The organism is Amycolatopsis thailandensis (genome assembly GCF_042723255.1).
Classification (GTDB): Bacteria; Actinomycetota; Actinomycetes; order Mycobacteriales; family Pseudonocardiaceae; genus Amycolatopsis; species Amycolatopsis thailandensis.
Genome location: NZ_JBHXJK010000004.1, coordinates 118,118 through 135,647, shown reverse-complemented (window position 1 = coordinate 135,647; position 17,530 = coordinate 118,118). Strand labels below are relative to the sequence as shown.

The following is a 17,530-nucleotide window of genomic DNA, read 5'->3' as shown; positions in this document are numbered from 1 at the left end:
GAGGGTTCTAACCCTCCTTGCCACTCACGACCCCTCGCGGAAAGCCTCATATGTCCATAAATCGGACGCTCGGTTGTCGCCAACCGTCTCATGTGGACACTCTCGGCGTGCCTAGTCGCCGCCCAGTCCGGAACCATGTCCTCGGGCAGCGAAGAGGGCCTGCGCGGCAGGACCGACCATGCCATATTTGGCTTATCGCCCAATAGAACCCGAATCACCACCCACGAGACCTGGAGTGACGCCTCGCCGCGGCGTGATCAGGTGGACGACACACGTGATCCGATGGACGACACGCGTGACTGGACAGACGACACTCTCGTGACCGGGTTATCGCCGCGAGTCGTCCGCCTGGACAAACGTGTCGTCCATCCAGTCACGTGTGTCGTCCCTCCAAGCACACGAAACCGCCCGCCGGTAGGTACTCAAGACACCCTTGACCCTGAACCGAATCGCTACTCACGACTGCCCAGTAGGCTCACCGATCAGAGCCAGCCCTGACGCGACGCCTGCGCGCCCAGCTGGAATCGGGTCTGCGCGCCCAGCAGTTGCTGCAACCGGCTGATCCGCCGGAGCACGGTGCGTTCGCTGATGCCGAGCTCGCGCGCGATCGCCTCGTCGGTCAGGCCTCCGCTCAACAGCGCGAGCAGACGGCGCGTGGCGAGTGTCGGTTCCTGGGCCGCTTCCGCGTCGTCCGGACCGCCCGCCCGCACCGGCACCGCCATCCGCCAGAAGGATTCGAACAGCTCGATCAGCGCGCTCAGCAGCATCGACGGATGGATCAGCAGCGCCAGCACGTCACCGGCGTCGGAGTTCGGGACGGCGATCAGCGCGCGCTTGCTGTCGGCGATCACCAGTTTCAACGGGAGCCTGGGGAACACCCTGGCCTGCTCGCCGAGCGCGATACTCGACTGCACCTGGACGAATCCGTCGTCGTCCTGCAGCACGGACGAGTCGTAGACGACGCGGTAGGCGATGCCACGCGCCATCGACCCCGGCTGCATCGTGCTCACCTCGGCCTTCGGGCTCATGTACGACCCGGGGTCCAGCGCGACGATGTCCACCCCCGCCTGTGTCTGCATGGCCTCGAAAGTCGCGATCACCTCGTCGCGGCTGCGCAGGACCTCGACGAAGTCCGCGTCCCGGCCGGTCCGCAGGGAGTAGGCGGCGCCGAGTACTTCGGCCGCTTCCCGCGCTCGGACGGCCGCGGCCTCGTGCTGCGCGGCGAACGCCGACAGCGCCGCGCGCGGCGGGCAGACCTCGGGTCCGGACGCGCCGGGCCGGACCAGACCGAACCGCTCCAGCTCGGCCAGCTCCGCACCGGGCGTGGTCGGGCGCCCGTCCAGCAAGGCCCGGTACAGCTGCTCGGCCTCCATCGACAGGCCTCGCGACTCGGCGAGCATGACGTTTCTCCTCCCCCGCCCCAGGACTCCGCGACCTGACATCGATGTCAGGCGCCGCGGTATCGCTGCTTTCACTCACTGGTCTTGAGGGCGAAAGCGGCGGGCTCGTGCGCCTGAACCGATAACGAAAGCGTCACAGATCCCGGCGGAGGCACGCCGAAGAGGCTCCCGCGAACCGGATGGGCTCGCGGGAGCCTCTGTTCCCACCTGTCAGGTACTACGCGTTGGCGGGCATGCCCTTCTCGTCGGCCTGCGGCGTGGCGGTGCCTTCGAGCAGCTCACGGACGATCTCGTTCGCCTTGCGGACCTGGGGCGTGATCATCTTGATCTTGATCTTCCCGTCGTGCCCGAGGTTCCCGCCGACCTCGACCGTCTTGTCCTCACCGGGCAGGGGCAGGCCCTGGCAGCCGGTGAACTTCTTCTTCGGTGTGAGACCGGTCTGGAAGTAGGCGACGATCGGGTCGTCGACGCAGTCGGTGTTGTACGGGAAGATCCCGTGGCTGCCTTCGTTGTCGACGCTGATCATCTTGGCGCCCGGCAGTCCGTTCGCGGTGGCGAGCGCGCCCTCGTACGGCGTGGCCGCGTCGAGCTCGGTCTGCGCGATCAGCAGCTTCGGGAACGTCTTCCCGTCCGGCGCCGGCTTGGCGTTGGTGGTCGGCCAGAACGCGCACAGCGGCGCGCCCGACTGGGCCATGATCGGCGCGATGAACGGCGCGTTCACGGTCAGGTCGGCCTGCCAGTAGGTCCAGTAGTGCAGATTCTGGTTCCACTGGCCGTCCTGGCAGCGGATCGCCTCGAACGCCGCGTCCCAGGTCTCGACCTCGGCGCCGCCCTGGTAGGAGGCCTTGCGCTCGACCGAGTCCTTCTTGGCGATGGCCTCCAGCGCGTTGCCCTTGGCCTTGGTCAGGAACGCCTTGTTCGCGTCGGTCAGGCCGGGGGTGGTCAGCGCCTTGGCGACGACCTGTTCGAGCTTCTCCGCGTCGGTCCCGGTGGGTGCCGGGCCCTTCGCCAGCGCGGCCACCATCGAAGCCGCCGACGGGTACTGCGTGGTGTCGTACATCGCCGGGATGATGAACCAGGCGGCGTAGAGCATGCCCGCGAACTCGCGGGTGCCGCCGGCCTTCTCCCAGTTTCGGCGGATCTCGAGCGGGTCGGTGCCCGCCTTGTACTTGGCGTCGTTGCGCGCGACGTAGGGCAGCAACGCGTCCTGGAACTGGCGGTCACGGCTGCGCGGCTGGAGGTCCCAGGTCTTCTCCAGTGTCGAGCGGCTCGCGTCGGTCGACGAGTCGAGCAGGAACCGGTGCGCCTTGCCCGGGAACGTGGTGGCGTACCAGGTGCCGAGCCACGTGCCGTACGAGTAGCCGATGTAGCTGGTCTTCTTTTCGCCGAGCAGCACCCGGATGAAGTCCATGTCGTAGGCGGTCTGCTCGGTGGTGATGAACTTCGTCAGCGGGTTCTTCAGGCAGCCCTCGACCTTCGCCCGGCTGATCACGTTCTGATCCGTGCTGTCCGGGACGGTGTAGCTACAGGTCAGCGGGGTGCTCTGACCGACGCCGCGGGGATCGAACCCGACGAAGTCGTACTGCGAGGCCAGCACGGGGCTGCGCATCGCCATCGCGGCGCCCCACGGCAGGCCTTCGCCGCCGGGTCCGCCCGGGTTGACCAGTGCGATGCCCTGCCTGCCGGTGCCGGGATAGGCGGTCGCGGTCTTGGAGACGCGGACGCCGATGGTGTTGCCGTCCTGCGGGTTGTGCCAGTCACGCGGCACCTGGACGGTGGCGCAGGCGAGGCCCTTGACCTTCTTCAGTTCGGCTTCCGTCGCCGGGGCGACCGAAGGGAACGAGCACTCGCCCCAGGCGACGGCCTGCTTGGTCAGCGCGCCCGCGAGCGCGGCGGTGTCCGGGTCGGCCTTGACCGCGGGAGCCGCACCCGCGGCGGGAGCCAGCACCAGGCCCGAGGCCAGGAAGGCACCGGCGACCACGGCCACCGTGCCTCTCCGCGTCTTTCTCGTACTACTGATCACCATGTTCCCTTTCGACAGGAGCCCCCGACGTCCGTACGAAAAGTAAAGACAGGTGATCAGCTTTCCTACACGGCCCGGGGCTGGCGGATACCCGACATGGCAGGATCTCGACACCTCATGGGGTCAGCCGGGACTGGACCAGCCGTGTCGCCAGTATCCGGCGAAAGAGATGTCCGCCTTCGCCGCGCCCCGTTCGGACACCAGATGCCGTCGCACCGTCGTCGCCAGCCGGGATTCCCCGGCGACCCAGGTGTAGAACCGGCCCGGCGGCAGCTCCGCCTGCCGGACGGCATCGAGGGCGGCAGTTCCGGGACGCCGTCCAGGATCGTCCCGGCTCAGCCAGTGAACGTGGACGCCTTCGGTGGTCTCGTACCGGCGGATGTCGGCGACCGTCGGCACTTCCAGGAAGACTTCCGCGACCAGCGATTCCGGGGCGTCGTCGAGAATCGCCAACGCCGCGGGCAAAGCGCTCTCGTCGGCGACGATGAGCTGACCGCCGACGTCGTCCGGTGGCCGGTAGGTCGTGCCCATGTCGAAGATCCCGACGGAATCTCCCGGTTCCGTCCGCCGCACCCAGTTGCTCATGGGTGAATTCCCGTGGAGGGCGAACTCGATGTCGACCTCGTCGTCGGCGGGCCTGGCCCGGCGGATGGTGAGGGTGCGCACCCACGGGCGGACCGATTTGGGCAGCACCATCAGTTCGGCCATCCACGTCTCGTTCGAGAAGGTGGGCATCCGCAGCCGCTGCTGTCCTTCGCGGGGGAAGAACAGCCGCACCGTCTGGTCGGCTCCGGTGACGACCAGATCCCGTAAGGCCGGGCCGCCGAGAGTGACCGACGCGAAGCTCGGGCTCAGCATGACGCGCTCCCGCACTTCCGCCGTGATCATCTTGCGCGAGGTCGGGGTACGAAGGCGCGGGATCACCTTCCGCGTCCAATGTTTTCGCAGCTCATGGCACTATTATGAGCATTTCCTCAGTTCTTGGGTACTCGCTTTCACCGGCGCGCGAGAGGCCCCCGGACCTGGGCGAAGTTCAGCTCAGGGGCCCGGCTGCTCACGTTTGGCCGCCCGGCGGTCATCCGGGTCCGGATGCAGCCCGGGCCCGTGCTCGGGGTCGTCCGGCCGGGCGATCGGGGTCGGGCTGAGCGACGCCTCGTCTTCGCCTTCCTCCAGCAGGGTCGCCGCGGCACCGACCACTTTCAGATCCGGCTCACCGACGGTGGCCGCGTCCTTGTCCGCGTAATCCACGCGGGCGAGCACGCTGCGCATGGCTTCGACGCGCGCTCGCTTCTTGTCGTTGCTCTTGACCACCGTCCACGGCGCGATCTCCGTGTCGGTGGAACGGAACATCGCGACCTTCGCCTCGGTGTAGGCGTCCCAGCGATCGAGCGACTCGACGTCGTTGAGGCTGAGTTTCCACTGGCGCACCGGATCGACCTGCCGGATGAGGAACCGGGTGCGCTGTTCGGATTTCGACACCGAGAACCACAGCTTGACGAGGATGATCCCGTCGTCGACGAGCATCCGCTCGAAAGTCGGGGCCTGGCGCATGAACCGCTCGTACTGTTCGTCCGCGCAGTACCCCATCACCCGTTCGACACCGGCGCGGTTGTACCAGGACCGGTCGAACAGCACGATCTCGCCCTCGGTGGGCAGATGGTTCACATAGCGCTGGAAATACCACTCGCCCTGCTCACGCTCGGTGGGCTTGCCCAGCGCCACCACCCTCGCGCCACGAGGATTCAGGTGTTCGGTGAACCGTTTGATGGTGCCGCCCTTGCCCGCCGCGTCCCGTCCTTCGAACAGGATCACCATGCGGCCGCCGGTGTCCTTGATCCAGTACTGCAGTTTCAGCAGTTCGATCTGCAGTGACCTCTTCACCACGTCGTACTCGTCGCGCGTCATGCGATCCGGGTACGGGTAGTTCTCCCGCCAGGTGTCGATCGGCGAGCCGTCGGGACGGAGCAGGACCGGGTCGTCGGCGTCGTCGTAGTCGACGACGAGACGCTGGTCCCGAAGTTCCGGGAAATGTTCGGCGAGCGCAGGGGTTTGGTCGAGCACACGTCACGGATACCCGAGGCGGTCTACGGGCAAACAAGACAATCAGGACGTGACCGCCAGGGCGCCGCCCAGCCCGACGAGCGCGGTCCCGGTGACGCGGTCGAGCGCCTTGCGCGGTCCGCTTTCGCGCATGAGGCCCGACAGCCGGGCGGTGAGCAGCACGAACAGGCCCCACCACAGGACACCGAGGCCGATGTCCAGCAGGCCCAGCGTCAGCACCTGCGGAGCCGCCGCGTCCGCGGGATCGACGAACTGCGGCAGGACGCTCACGAAGAACAGGGCCGCCTTCGGATTGAGCACATTGGACAGAAACGCCTGGCGGAACATCCGCTTCGGCAACGGTTTCTCCGGCATCCGGGAATCACCGCCGCGCCAAGACCTCCACAATGCGTGCGCGCCCAGGTAGACCAGGTAGACCGCATTGCACACCGGCGGCCGCGACCAATCCCGCCCGGCGGCTCCGCGCCGAGTGACGGAGGATCACCACCCAGTCCGGGCCGGGGATCACGTAGGCGACCATGACGACACCGGCGAACAACGCCAGGGTTCCCGCACTCATTCTCCTCGGGTGCCCCGTGCCCGAGTCGATCAATCACCGAGGTCTTCGGCGAACCGTCTCGCGGCTTCGAAATCCGCCTTCCTCGGACGATCCTTGCGAATCCCGCCGACGAGTTTGAAGGGCGCCCAGGTGTCGAAGCCCCGGCACGCGAACGTACCCACGACATCGAACCCCTTCCGGCCGAGCAACCACGCCAGACGACGGGAGTAGCGCCGGAACGGCGGCTCGGGCAGGCCGCTCGTGGTGAACACGAACGCCTTCCGCCGTTGCTTCTCCGGCAACTCCTCGACGAACCGGCGCAAGCGCGGATGGAAGTCCAGGTTGAAGATCCCCGAGCCGAAGCCCACGAGATCACAGGAGTCGAGCTCGGCCGGATCGACCTCCTCAGGACTCACGACTCGCGCTTCGAGCGCCTCCGCCATGGTCTCGGCGATCCGCGCCGTGTTGCCGTGGGACACCGAGACGCACACGATGACGACCTTCATGCCGATCCTCCCTTTCCGCCGGTCCTTTCCTTGAGAACCGGCCAGGGAGGGAGTTCGTGACAACGGGCGAGGTGGCCCCGGTCACGCCCGCAGGTGATCGCGAAGCGCCCGCGCCACGCGGGCCATCAGCACTTCGGCCTCCGGCTGGATCGCCGCGGGCACCCGCGACGCGGTCAGCGCGGCGATCGCGAAGACCCCGCCGTCGGCGTGTTCGACCACCCCGACCTCGTGCCGCATGTTCAGCACGGTGCCCGTCTTCGACGACCAGGTCGTGGCGTCGGAGACGAAATCGGGGCTCAGCCGCTGACGCAAAAGGTTGAGGCCCATGAGCTCGCGCACCCTCGCGGCCACCTCTTCGTCCACTTTGGACGGTCTCCACAGCGCTTCGAGCAGGTTCACGAACGCGCGGGCCGAACCGGAACTCGCGCGCGTGACGTCGAGCTGGGGGACGGGGTGGCCTTGCCCGGCGGTGCCGGCGTTGATCGCGAGCGCGTGCGCGAGGTGGACGTCCGCGGGGCCGAAGCGTTCCGCGGGGGTGTCGCTGAGATCCGCGGCCGGATGCCGTGCGGTGATCCCGGAAACGCCCCACTCGCGCGTCATCCTGGTGACCTGGGCGGGCGGTGTCAGCTCGAAGAGCGTGTCCGCCGCGGTCTCGTCGCTGATGGCCATGGTGAGGTACAGCAGGTCGTCGATGGCCACCGTGGCCGGATGCCGGAACCGGGTCAGCCCGGTCGGCCCCGGCGCGGTGGCCCTGCCCGGCCGGACCTCGATCGGCGCCGAGCCGTCCAGTTCTCCCCGGCGGATCCGTTCCAATGTCGCCGTCGCGAGCGGGATCTTCACCAGCGACGCGCTCGGGAACTCCAGGTCGGGATCGATGCCGATCTCGTATCCGGTCCGCAGATCCCGCACCAGGAACGAGCCCCGCAGGCCGCCGTCGTCCAGTTCGGCGCGCAACCGCGGGAGCAGCGTTTCCGTGTTCATGTCGTCTCCTCCGCACCGAGACACCGGGCGATGTCGGACCACAAGCGTGCCCGGATCCGCTGCGCGTCCTCACCCAGGCCCGCCGTGATTTCGTAACCGCGCGCGAGCCGGATCTCGCCGATGGGCCGCCACACCAACCCGAGTTCGGCGGCCTGGGCCGTCGAACACAGCAGTAGATCGTCCGAGCCGAACACGGCCGCCGCGGCGGCGGTGAGCGATTCGGCGACGGAGACCTGCGCGGGCCGCAGTCCCACCGAATCGCGGAGACGGAACAGGCGATCGCGGATATGCGGCACGTCGTCCTCGGGCTGGATCCAGACCCGGCGAGGCGCGCCGCCGGACCGGCCGACCCGCAACGTTTCCAGATGAAGAGCCCCCGCTCGGGGCCCGCCCCCGCCGGCCAGGCCGAGGGGAACCTTCCACGTGCCCTCTTCGGCGGGGACGACCGTCAGCGCGGCGCGGACCTCTTGGACGCGCACGAGTTCCGCTCGTTCCCGCGGTGCGGCCTGCCGGAATTCCAGGAAGACGTCCAGCGCTCGTGCCGCCGCGTCGAGTTCGGCGAGCTCGCGGGTGGCGCAGGTGTCCGGCATCGCGAGCCGCAGCGGACGCAGTTTGGCGCGCCGCGCGTCGTGCTCCATCGCGTCGGCCAAGGCGACCAGCCGTTTCGCCGACGGCAGCATGTCGCGGCCGAACGGCGTGAGCCGGGCACGACGGGTGGAGCGGTCGAACAGCCGCTCGCCGAAATGCCCCTCCAGCGCGGCGATTCGGCGGCTCGCCACCGGTTGGGGGATGCGGGCGATCGCGGCTCCGGCGGTGAAGGTCCCCGCCTCACTCACGCTCACGAACGCCCGGCAGCTGCCGATCAGGTCCACGACCACATACTATGCATGATTCGCATGAAAGAGGTCATTCGTGTCTTGGACAGCATGACCGGCGCTGGCCAGACTGCGGACATCGAACGATCTTGAAAGGAATCACCGTGTCCGTCACTTCTCGCCGGTGGGCGGCCCTGCTGGCGCTCTCGGCCGTGTCACTCGCCGCGTGTTCCACCCCCGCTCCCGCGCGGCCGCCTGCCGCCACTCCCCCCGCAACCGCTGTCGCGGCCTCCGCTCAAGCCGACTTCGAGCAGCTCGAACGCGCCTTCGGTGCCCGGCTCGGGGTGTACGCGGTGGACACCGCGACCGGCCGCGAAGTCGCCTTCCGCGCCGACGAGCGGTTCGCCTACGCCTCGACGCACAAGGTGTTCACCGCCGGCGGTGTCCTGCAGCGGACGCCGGTCGCCGACCTGGACCGGACGGTGACCTACAGCCAGAAGGACCTGGTCTCCAACTCGCCGGTCACCGAGAAGCACGTCGCGACCGGGATGCCGCTGCGCGCCGTCATGGACGCGACCCTCCGGTACAGCGACAACACCGGCGGCAACCTGCTCTTCCGCGAACTCGGCGGCCCCGAGGGCCTCAACGCGGTGCTGCGCGGGATCGGCGACACCACCAGCCACGCCGACCGGATCGAACCCGAACTCAACGACACCTTCCCAGGTGACAAGCGGGACACCAGCACGCCGCGCGCCCTCGCGGTGAGCCTGCGCGCCTTCGCCCTCGGCGACGCCCTGCCCGAGGACAAGCGCAAGATCCTGGTCGACATCATGCGCGCCAACACCACCGGCGACGAGAACATCCGCGCCGGGGTCCCCGGCTGGCCGGTCGCCGACAAGACCGGAACGGCGGGATACGGGACACGCAACGACATCGGGGTCGTGTGGCCGCCCAACCGCGCCCCGATCGTCATCGCGGTGCTGACCGACCGGGCCGACAAGGACGCGAAGATCGACAACAAGCTGCTCGCGCAAGCCACCGCGGCGGCCGTCAAGGTCCTTCCCTGACCCACCGGGCGGACGGGACTCCCCGTCCGCCCGGCGATTCTCACCGGATCAGCGCCGGCAGGGGTTGCCCGCCGGGTGCGCGGCGGTGCCGTGCACGTCGGCCTGGGATTCCGCGAGCACGATCTTCGCGAGCGCGGTGTCCAGCGCGACGGCCTGTTGCTTCACGACGCCGTTCGCCACGGTCTGGCCGTTGAGCTTCAGCGAACCGATGACCAGTGGAATGGTCAGCGGCGCCGAACCCACCGTGATCGACTCGCCGTTGATCTTCAGCGAGGCAATGTTCGAAGCGCCCGCCAGGACCGGGGCGAGCCCGCCCGGAGACGGCTGACAGGTCGCCGTGGCCTGCGACTGGATCACGCCGAGCTCGATCTTCAGCCCGAGCGTGCTGATCACCGTCTTGTCGATCTTGGCCGACGCCAGCGCGCGATCGCCCGCGGCCGGAGCCGCCGACTGGTTGTCCGGCGTGAGATCGGTCGACGCGGTCAGCACCTGGGTCTCCACCTTGATCAGACCCGCGTTGAGCGTCGCGGCGGCGACGGTGCTGGTGTCGTCGACACACGGCAGGTTCGCCGGGTTCGCCTGCGCCGCGGTCACGCCGAGGACGTTCGCCGCGGTACCCGTGCAGGAGAAGACGCCGTCACGGTCGTCGTCGATGATCGTGCCGACCCCGGTCGGATCGACCAGTCCGGCGCCCGACGGGGCCGAGAGGTTCACCGTGAACGTCTCGTTCGGCTCGTCGACGGTGTCCGGATTGACCAGCACGGTCACCGGTTTGGCCGTCTGGCCCGGGGCGAACGTGACGGTGCCGCCGGCCGTCGCGTAGTCGGCGGGCGCGGTCGCGGTGCCGTTGGCGGTCGAGTACTGGACCGTCACCGGATTCGGGCTGGGGCCGCCGAGCAGCGACACCGTGAAGGTCGCCGGTACCTGCGCACCGCCGGAGCCCTCGTCGACCGACACGTCGTTGATGCTCAACCCGAGCACGCGCACGGTCGTGTTCTCGATGTACCCCCGCGAAACACCGTCGACCTGATAGTCGACGACACAGTGATAGGTGCCGGGAGCGGCACCGGCCGACGCCTTGATCGTCTCGGTGAACGTGGCGACGTCGCCGCTGGTCACCTTGACGCTGCCGGGGTCGTTGGTGACCGTGAGCTGCGGATCGCAGCTGGTCACCTTCGGGGTCACCGTGACCTCGATGGACTTGATGCCGTCGAGGATCGCCTGGGAGACCTGCCCGGCGGGGACGTTGTTCAGCAGCACGCCGCCCGTGGCCGAGGTGATCGCGGAGGCCTGCCCGCCGGAATCGAGCGCCCCGACGTTGACAGCGACCACGCGGATCTTCGCCGCCTGCAATGCCGCGATGGTCTGGGCCAGGGTGTGCCCGCCGCTCGGATCGTGCGACGGCGCGTCACCGAACCACGCGATGATGCGGGTACCGTCCGCCCGGAAGTCGACCGCCCCGGTGGCCAGCTGATAGAGAGCGTTCAGGTTCGCTTCCGGCGTGTCCCCGCCGCCAGAAGCCAGCCACTGGTTGATTCCCGCCTGGACCGCGCCGGTGTCGCCGGTGATCCCCTGGTTCACCTTGAACGGCACCGAATCGGTGAAGTCCTTGTATTCGGCGACGCCGAATCGCGCGGTCGGCTGCGCGGCCAGCACGTCACCGGTGATGGCGTTGGCGTTCGACCGCACGTTGCCGATCGGCCCGCCCATGCTGCCCGTGGTGTCCGCGAGCAGGACGAGATCGGGGTTCGGCGGCACCGCCGAGGTCGTCACGTTCTTGGTCACGGTCGTGCTCTGACCGGCGTTGAGCGTGAGGTCGACCGTGGCCGGGTCCACCCCCGGCGGAGCCGCGGCGGCGACCGCGGTGGACGCGAGCATCGCCGTGACGGCGGTCATGACGACGAGCAGTGGTCTTCGTGACATGGACTTCCCTTTCGAGACGCGGCCCAGGCCGGAATCCTGTGGGCTTCCTGAGAAAGACGGAAGATTCCGTATTTCGTTAGCGCATGGCGCGAACGTCACCCGGAGCGCCCCATGTCAAGCTGCTCAACGGGCTGTTACCGCGAATCCGGTCTACCGGGACCATGTCCGCGTTAGGCCGGTGAGTGGAAAGATCTCCGGCGCCGCTCACTCACGAGCGTGAGAAAGAGCGGGGACTACCGCGATTTCCGTGATCGGCTCGCGGTGGGAAATTCGATCTCGAGCGGGTCTTCGCGGGCGAAAACGCACCGAATGTCGCAACGCCGCGGCCTGCCGAGACCGCGGCGAGATCTGGTCGTGAGTGGCGATTCGGACTATCGAGAGGTGGATCAGGGGTGGCGTGGTGGTCGTGATCCACCCGGAGAGAGGGGTGTGTGGAAATAGGGACGTTCAATGTCCCTATTTCCACACAGCCGGTGACTGCCGTGACCACTGGTACACGTGGGGCGAACGTGGCGCTCACCGGAGTCCGTGAAGGCCTCCTTCACTCCTTCAGGGTCAGGGTCGCGGCAAAGTCGCCTCTGCGCTGGCCAGGGAGGTTGCGAAAGTGGCTTTCGCAACGGTGAAGGTTGCGAAAGTGGCTTTCGCGACACGGCGCGCCGAGTCCCCTGAATGCCCCTGGCTGCCGGACCGGCGCGATCTTGAAACCACCCACGCACAGAGCGGCCCAAGTGGTCGTGAGTGACGTTTCGGGTTAGAGCGGACCGGTATTTACCTACCCATGCATGACAGGGCGCGACGATGTAGGAATTGGGACGTTGAACGTCCCAATTCCTTCATCGTCGCCAGGATGCCCGGTCTCGGACCTTGATCAACGGAGGATCCGGGACACTCAACGTCCCCGATCTTCCGTTGATCAAGGTCGTGCCAGGCGCGACCGGTGACGGGGGGAAGATTCCGGCCGTTGAGCGTCCGGAATCTTCCCCCGTCGACCGCACCTGCTTCACTCGACCGCCAATCACACCAGTGGGTAGGTAAATACGAGTCCGCCAGAACCCGAAACGCCACTCACGCGACTTTGCCGAGACCCGGACACGACCACCCGACGCTCAGGCGAGGTCAGCCGGCCGTGTCCGCAGTTTCGCGGCGATCCGGGCCAGCGCCTCCTGATCCTCAGCGGTCAAAGGGTCGAGCACGAGTTCCCGCACCGAACGGACGTGCGTGGGCGCCGCCGCGACGACGACGTCGTACCCGTCGTCCGTGAGCATCGCGAGGGTGTACCGGCCGTCCGCGGGATCGGGTGTCCGCTCCACCCACCCCCGCTGTTCGAAACGCTTGACCACATTGGACAGACGGGAGAGCGAGCCGTTGGCGAGGTAGGCCAGTTCGCTCATCCGCAGCCGTCGCTCCGGGGCCTCCGAGATATGACTGAGAGTCAGGTACTCGAACAGCGTCAGTCCGGCATCGTGCTGCAAGGGCGACTCCAGCCGTCCCGGCAGCAGGAGGACCAGGGAGACGAGCCCGGTCCAGGCTTCCTTTTCGGCAGGGTTCAGCCACAGCGCTTCGTCCGGGTCCGGGGTCGCGGGGGTGACCATGGCGGAACCTTACCGAGAACCCAGCGACTTCACACGTGAAGTCAAATCGTGCTACGTTGACTTCATGCATGAAGTCAACGAGAACATCGCCACGCCCCAGCCGCGGTTCTTCGTCACTCCCGGCCACGGCGAACGGCTCCTGCCCGAGATGCGTTACAGCCAAGCGGTGCGCGTCGGCGATCGCGTCGAGATCTCGGGACAGGGAGGCTGGGCCGACGACCTGCCCTTCCCCACCTTCCCCGAGGACCTGGAAGCCGAGATCGTCCAGGCCTTCGAGAACGTCGAACGGGCGCTCGCCGCCGCGGGTGCCACCTGGCGCGACGTCATCGCCGTGGACTCGTACCACGTCCCGGAAATCCCCGGGTTCATCGGCGAGACCCACAACCGCGTCATGGTCGAACAGTTCCGTGAGCACATGGGCGACCGCGCGCCGATCTGGACCGAGATCGGCGTCCCGGCCCTCGGCGCCCCGAAAATGCGGGTGGAGATCAAGGTCACCGCGATCGCCGGATACTCCCGCGTGTGAACGCCGTGTCCCGTGGGTATTACCCGAGTGCGCCCATGCTCTTGGCCCAGCTGGGAAACCCGCTAAGGAGACACGCGTGGGTATTACGGGAACACGGCAAGCGTACGAATTCCCCGCCGGTGGCGCCCCGCCGCTGGGAGAGGTCCGGGCCTGGCTCCGGGAGCAGCTGAGCGAGGTCGGACGCGGCACGATGGCGGACACCGAACTGCTGACCACGGAACTGGTCACCAACGCGCACGAACACGCGGACGGCGTCGCCGAACTCAGAGTGTCCGTCGCTTCGGATCGGGACGTGGTCCGGGTCGAGGTCGACGACCGCCGCCCGCACCTGCGGCCCCGCCGGGTGACCAAACAGGACCCGACGAGCCCGCACGGGCGAGGGCTGGCCTTGGTGGAGGCGATCAGCACCGAATGGGGCGTCGCCACCGGCACGGAATACAAAACGGTGTGGGCGGAGATCCCGGTGCTCTGACACGATCATCGGATGACAGTTTCGCGAAGCACCCTCGTGGCGCCGATGCCGCGGCCGGGTGATCGCGTCCGACTGGTGTCCCCCGCCAGCTTTCCGAGCCGCGAGCTTCTCGCCGAGACCGCGGCGGTGCTGGAAAGCTGGGGACTCGTGGTCGAAGTCGGCGCGCACGCGCTCGACCGGTGGGGGTACATGGCGGGACGGGACGAGGACCGCCTGGCCGATCTCGACGACGCGTTCCGCGATCCCGGCGTCCGCGCGGTGATCGCCACCCGCGGCGGCGCGGGCGCGTACCGGATCGCCGACGACATCGACTTCGACGCGGTTCGCGCCGATCCCAAGCCGGTGGTCGGTTTCAGCGACATCACCGCCCTGCACCTCGCGCTGTGGCATCACTGCGGGCTGGCCGGAATCCACGGTTACCTGGCGGGCGCACGTTCTTCGGCCGCCACCCGGCGGCTGCTGATGACCGGCGAACCCACGGTCCTGCACCGTGATCCGCGAGCCATGACCGTCGCGGCCGAAGTGCCCGGCAGCGCCACCGGCGACCTCGTCGGCGGCAATCTCGGCACCGTCGCCCACGCCGTCGGCGCCGGATTGCCGTCGCTGGCGGGCACCATCCTGTTCCTCGAAGCCGAGCGGACCATCGGCCTCGGGCAGATCGACCGGCAACTGACCCAGCTCATCCGATCCGGCGCGCTCCGCGGCGTCCGCGGTGTGGCGCTCGGCCGGTTTCCCGGTTTCGAGGACTACACCGATCGCGGCTGGACACTCGTCGACGTCTTCGAGGACCGGCTCGGCTCGCTGGGAGTCCCGGTGCTCGGTGGGATCGACGTCGGACACGGCCCCGATCCACTGTCCCTGCCGCTGGGGCCGGCCGCCACCCTGGACACGGACGCCGGAACGCTCACCGTCGGACCGGCGGTGGGCTGAGACCTACTTCGCCTCGACCCGGCCGAGCCCGGGGACGAGTCCGTCGCACGCCGTCCGCCAGGCCGCGTCCCCGGGGTAGAGCTCGGAACGAAGGTAGGCCCAGGTGAGGCGCCCCACCGCCGCGACGCGCTCCAGGTTCTCGTCCGTCGTCTCCGCGACGTCGTAGCCGGAGATCCCGCCGAGCCCGTGCTCCGCGTCGAACAGGGTGAGCAGCGTCTTGCGTCCCGGCGAAAGGAAATACGGGTCGGTGTGCCATTCCGGACCACGAACCGTCAGATGTGCCGAGGCGTCCTTGTCCCCCGCGACGACGAGCGCGGGCGTCGTCATCGTGGAGAAGTCCGTGCTGAGAAAGAAGGAATAGTTCTCGGCCACGAATCCGGTGACGGCGTCGCCACCGCGGCCGGGCGCGGCGAGCAGCACACCGGCGGAGATCCGGGGCTCGGCGAGGTTCACTTCCGCACCGCTGCGGGGATCGCGGTAGCGAGCGCCGAGCAGAAGGCTCGCGGTGTGCCCGCCCATCGAATGGCCGGCCACGGCGACCCTGCTCCGGTCCAGCCTCCCGCGCAGCTGCGGGACGGCGTCCTCGATCTCGTCGAGCCGGTCCAGGATCCGGCTCATGTCCTCGGCCCGGGATCGTTGGTACAGCGGCGCTTCCGGATCGCCCGGCGCCAGGTTCAGCGTCCGCGAACTCAGGTGGGTGGGCTGGATGACGACGAACCCGTGCGCCGCCCAGTGGTTCACGAGCGGGGCGTAACCGTTGAGCGACGAGAGATGGTTCGAGGGACCCTGGCCGTGCGACAGCAGGATGACCGGCAGCCCGCTTCCGGTCGCGGGCGCGGAAACGCGCAGTTGCAGGTCCACGGACCGATCCGGCGTCGGCAGCACCACCGGGGCGACCGAGAGGACCGGCGTGAGGGTGTTGGCGCTCATGGTGACTCTTTCCCTTGCATGACGGCACCGCACTAAGCGGAACACTGTTCCACAAACATACGGAGCAGTGTTCCGCTTTGTCAAACTCCCCCGGCCATGCCCGCGAGGACGCGCGCGAGCGAGGCCACCTCGGCCGAGAGACCGGTCCAGTCATCGGAAGCCGTGCCGAGGTAGCCCGCCCGCGCGCGCTCCAACAGCACGCGGTCGGCGCCGTCGAGTGCCGTCGCGACGGTGGCCGCCGCGACGTCCTTCGAGACGATCCCGCCGGTTTCGACGGTCACGACGACGCGCGCGAGGGTGAGCAGGACATTGCGTTCGTCGCCTTCGATCTCCGACACGAGGTCCGGGATGACGCCGAGGGCCGCGCTTCGGAGCAGGTCCGGCGGCACCGGATCGACGACGTCGGCGAGCGCGGGGCCCCACAGGACCCGGTGCGCCGAATGAGCCGTGGCCGCGAGGATCACGACGTCGGGATCATCCGCGGGCTCCGGAAGCCATCCCTGGGCGAAGTCCTCCCGAAGCCATTCCCCGTACTGGAAATCCCGCCGATGCCTCTCGTTCCCGGCCACGAGCCCGGTGAGCTCGATCGGACGACGGCTCACCGCCTCAGGGAAACGTCCGGCGTGGCCACGCCAGCCGGAAAGCCGCGACAACAGGGAGACCAGCGCGGCACGTTCCGGTTCGCCGAGCGACCGCCGGGTGACCAGCAGCAGATCGACGTCGCTGTCCGGTTTCAGCCCGCCCGCGGCAGCGGACCCGTAGAGGTACAGCCCGAGGACGTCACCGGGATTCTCACGGTCGAGATGGTCCAGCAGAGGCTCGATGCGCATGCCTAGACGATCACGCACTACGCAAGGTATTTCCGCGCCCAGGTCGTGAAACCCGTGAGCGGGATGCCGAGTTCGCGCGCGAACCGCGGCCGCCCGGGCTGACCGATCACGTTCAGCCACTCGTGCGAAGCGCCCATCGGCGGCATCCCGGCGGCGACAGCCTGCTCCACGCTCATGTCCGGCGCCGTCAGCCGGGTACCCAGCGCTCCCGAAAGGACCTCGGCGATCTCCGTCATGGTCAGGAAGTCGCTCGCCAGCTCGAGTTCGATCCCGCTGAACCGGTCCGGATCGGCGATGGCCGCCGCGGCCGCGACGCCGATGTCGTCCACTGCCGCCAGGGAAAGGCTCGTCGACGGCTTGATGACGCTCACCAGGCCGCCGTCGACGCCGCGCGGGAACAGGAACCTCATGTCGGGCAGGAAGTTCTCCATGAAGAAGCCCGGCTTGAGCAGGGTCCACCGCGGGAAGCCCGCCTCGCGGAGACGGTCCTGGATCGCGGCCTTGGCACCCAGGGTGGGCTCCATCGAAGCCCACCGGCCTTCGGCCCAGCCGGGCGCGTCGACGTGCTGACCGGCTCCGGACACGGAGGTGTGCACGAACTGCGGCACTCCGGCCGCCTTCGCGCCCTCGATGAGGTTGACGCCTTGAGTCACCTCCCCGGCGAAGTCGAACCCTTCCGCGCCGACACCGGGCATCTGCACCGAGAAGACGGCGCGGGCGCCCTTGGCGGCCCGGGTCACGGAATCGACGTCGTGGAGATCACCGACGACGAGTTCGGCGCCGAGCGCTTCGAGGGCTTTCGCCTTGGCCGGGTCGCGCACCAGCGCACGGACGGGAACGCCCGCCGCGAGCAGGGCGCGGGCGGTCGCGCCACCCTGCCTGCCGGTGGCGCCGGTGACCAAAACGGGTGCTGAAGACATGATCGCTCCTTCGGGC

The 17,530-nt window shown here is 68.5% G+C and carries 18 protein-coding genes; 4 read left to right on the top strand and 14 right to left on the bottom strand.

Annotated elements, in window-relative coordinates; all coding sequences use genetic code 11:
• Window positions 1-482: 482 nt before the first annotated feature.
• The 9 genes from ACFWMR_RS02965 to ACFWMR_RS02925 all read right to left on the bottom strand — a co-directional run bounded on the left by ACFWMR_RS02965 (window position 483) and on the right by ACFWMR_RS02925 (window position 8,387).
• A complete protein-coding gene (locus ACFWMR_RS02965) occupies window positions 483-1,400 on the bottom strand; it encodes a LuxR C-terminal-related transcriptional regulator (protein WP_378376534.1) in 918 nt (305 codons plus the stop codon).
• Window positions 1,401-1,617: 217 nt separating this feature from the next.
• A complete protein-coding gene (locus tag ACFWMR_RS02960) occupies window positions 1,618-3,387 on the bottom strand; it encodes an alpha/beta hydrolase (protein WP_093936826.1) in 1,770 nt (589 codons plus the stop codon).
• Window positions 3,388-3,546: 159 nt separating this feature from the next.
• Complete coding sequence (locus tag ACFWMR_RS02955; RefSeq protein WP_378376532.1) at window positions 3,547-4,311, bottom strand: siderophore-interacting protein; 765 nt, start codon at window positions 4,309-4,311, stop codon at window positions 3,547-3,549.
• 150 nt (window positions 4,312-4,461) lie between these two features.
• Window positions 4,462-5,484 carry a polyphosphate kinase 2 gene (gene ppk2 / locus ACFWMR_RS02950; protein WP_378376530.1) on the bottom strand — a complete coding sequence of 341 codons (1,023 nt, stop codon included), beginning with the start codon at window positions 5,482-5,484 and terminating at the stop codon, window positions 4,462-4,464.
• Window positions 5,485-5,526: 42 nt separating this feature from the next.
• Window positions 5,527-5,913: a LysE family translocator gene (locus tag ACFWMR_RS02945; RefSeq protein WP_378376528.1), complete on the bottom strand. Its 387-nt coding sequence runs from the start codon at window positions 5,911-5,913 to the stop codon at window positions 5,527-5,529.
• On the bottom strand, window positions 5,846-6,043 hold the full coding sequence (locus ACFWMR_RS02940; protein WP_378376538.1) for a hypothetical protein: 198 nt from the start codon (window positions 6,041-6,043) through the stop codon (window positions 5,846-5,848). The genes ACFWMR_RS02945 and ACFWMR_RS02940 overlap by 68 nt, the downstream gene beginning before the upstream one ends.
• Window positions 6,044-6,072: 29 nt before the next feature.
• Window positions 6,073-6,528: a flavodoxin family protein gene (locus ACFWMR_RS02935; RefSeq protein WP_378376526.1), complete on the bottom strand. Its 456-nt coding sequence runs from the start codon at window positions 6,526-6,528 to the stop codon at window positions 6,073-6,075.
• 81 nt (window positions 6,529-6,609) lie between these two features.
• Window positions 6,610-7,509, bottom strand: coding sequence for a serine hydrolase (locus ACFWMR_RS02930; RefSeq protein ID WP_378376524.1), 900 nt, complete (start codon window positions 7,507-7,509; stop codon window positions 6,610-6,612).
• The gene (locus ACFWMR_RS02925; RefSeq protein ID WP_378376522.1) at window positions 7,506-8,387 is read right to left on the bottom strand and encodes a LysR family transcriptional regulator; all 882 of its coding nucleotides are present in this window, start codon (window positions 8,385-8,387) and stop codon (window positions 7,506-7,508) included. The genes ACFWMR_RS02930 and ACFWMR_RS02925 overlap by 4 nt, the downstream gene beginning before the upstream one ends.
• A gap of 101 nt (window positions 8,388-8,488) precedes the next feature.
• Between ACFWMR_RS02925 and bla the strand changes: the two genes are divergently transcribed.
• The gene (bla, locus tag ACFWMR_RS02920) at window positions 8,489-9,391 is read left to right on the top strand and encodes a class A beta-lactamase (protein ID WP_093936819.1); all 903 of its coding nucleotides are present in this window, start codon (window positions 8,489-8,491) and stop codon (window positions 9,389-9,391) included.
• Window positions 9,392-9,439: 48 nt separating this feature from the next.
• Here the strand turns inward: bla and ACFWMR_RS02915 are convergent, their stop codons facing one another.
• Both ACFWMR_RS02915 and ACFWMR_RS02910 read right to left on the bottom strand, forming a co-directional pair.
• Window positions 9,440-11,314: a Calx-beta domain-containing protein gene (locus tag ACFWMR_RS02915; RefSeq protein WP_378376520.1), complete on the bottom strand. Its 1,875-nt coding sequence runs from the start codon at window positions 11,312-11,314 to the stop codon at window positions 9,440-9,442.
• A 1,106-nt stretch (window positions 11,315-12,420) separates the two neighbouring features.
• On the bottom strand, window positions 12,421-12,906 hold the full coding sequence (locus ACFWMR_RS02910) for a MarR family winged helix-turn-helix transcriptional regulator (RefSeq protein WP_378376518.1): 486 nt from the start codon (window positions 12,904-12,906) through the stop codon (window positions 12,421-12,423).
• Between the two features lie 64 nt (window positions 12,907-12,970).
• On the opposite strand from ACFWMR_RS02910, the gene ACFWMR_RS02905 reads away from it, so the two are divergent.
• From ACFWMR_RS02905 to ACFWMR_RS02895, 3 genes are all read left to right on the top strand, one after another.
• Complete coding sequence (locus tag ACFWMR_RS02905) at window positions 12,971-13,432, top strand: Rid family hydrolase (RefSeq protein WP_378376516.1); 462 nt, start codon at window positions 12,971-12,973, stop codon at window positions 13,430-13,432.
• 76 nt (window positions 13,433-13,508) lie between these two features.
• Window positions 13,509-13,904: an ATP-binding protein gene (locus ACFWMR_RS02900; RefSeq protein ID WP_378376514.1), complete on the top strand. Its 396-nt coding sequence runs from the start codon at window positions 13,509-13,511 to the stop codon at window positions 13,902-13,904.
• A gap of 12 nt (window positions 13,905-13,916) precedes the next feature.
• Window positions 13,917-14,834 (top strand): S66 peptidase family protein, encoded by a 918-nt coding sequence (locus ACFWMR_RS02895; protein ID WP_378376512.1) that lies wholly within the window; start codon window positions 13,917-13,919, stop codon window positions 14,832-14,834.
• A gap of 3 nt (window positions 14,835-14,837) precedes the next feature.
• Here ACFWMR_RS02895 and ACFWMR_RS02890 read toward each other — a convergent pair whose 3' ends face one another.
• From ACFWMR_RS02890 to ACFWMR_RS02880, 3 genes are all read right to left on the bottom strand, one after another.
• Window positions 14,838-15,764: an alpha/beta hydrolase family protein gene (locus ACFWMR_RS02890; protein ID WP_378376510.1), complete on the bottom strand. Its 927-nt coding sequence runs from the start codon at window positions 15,762-15,764 to the stop codon at window positions 14,838-14,840.
• Between the two features lie 80 nt (window positions 15,765-15,844).
• Window positions 15,845-16,594, bottom strand: coding sequence for an aminoglycoside adenylyltransferase domain-containing protein (locus ACFWMR_RS02885; protein WP_378376508.1), 750 nt, complete (start codon window positions 16,592-16,594; stop codon window positions 15,845-15,847).
• 17 nt (window positions 16,595-16,611) lie between these two features.
• The gene (locus tag ACFWMR_RS02880) at window positions 16,612-17,514 is read right to left on the bottom strand and encodes an NmrA family NAD(P)-binding protein (RefSeq protein ID WP_378376507.1); all 903 of its coding nucleotides are present in this window, start codon (window positions 17,512-17,514) and stop codon (window positions 16,612-16,614) included.
• Window positions 17,515-17,530 lie beyond the last annotated feature (16 nt).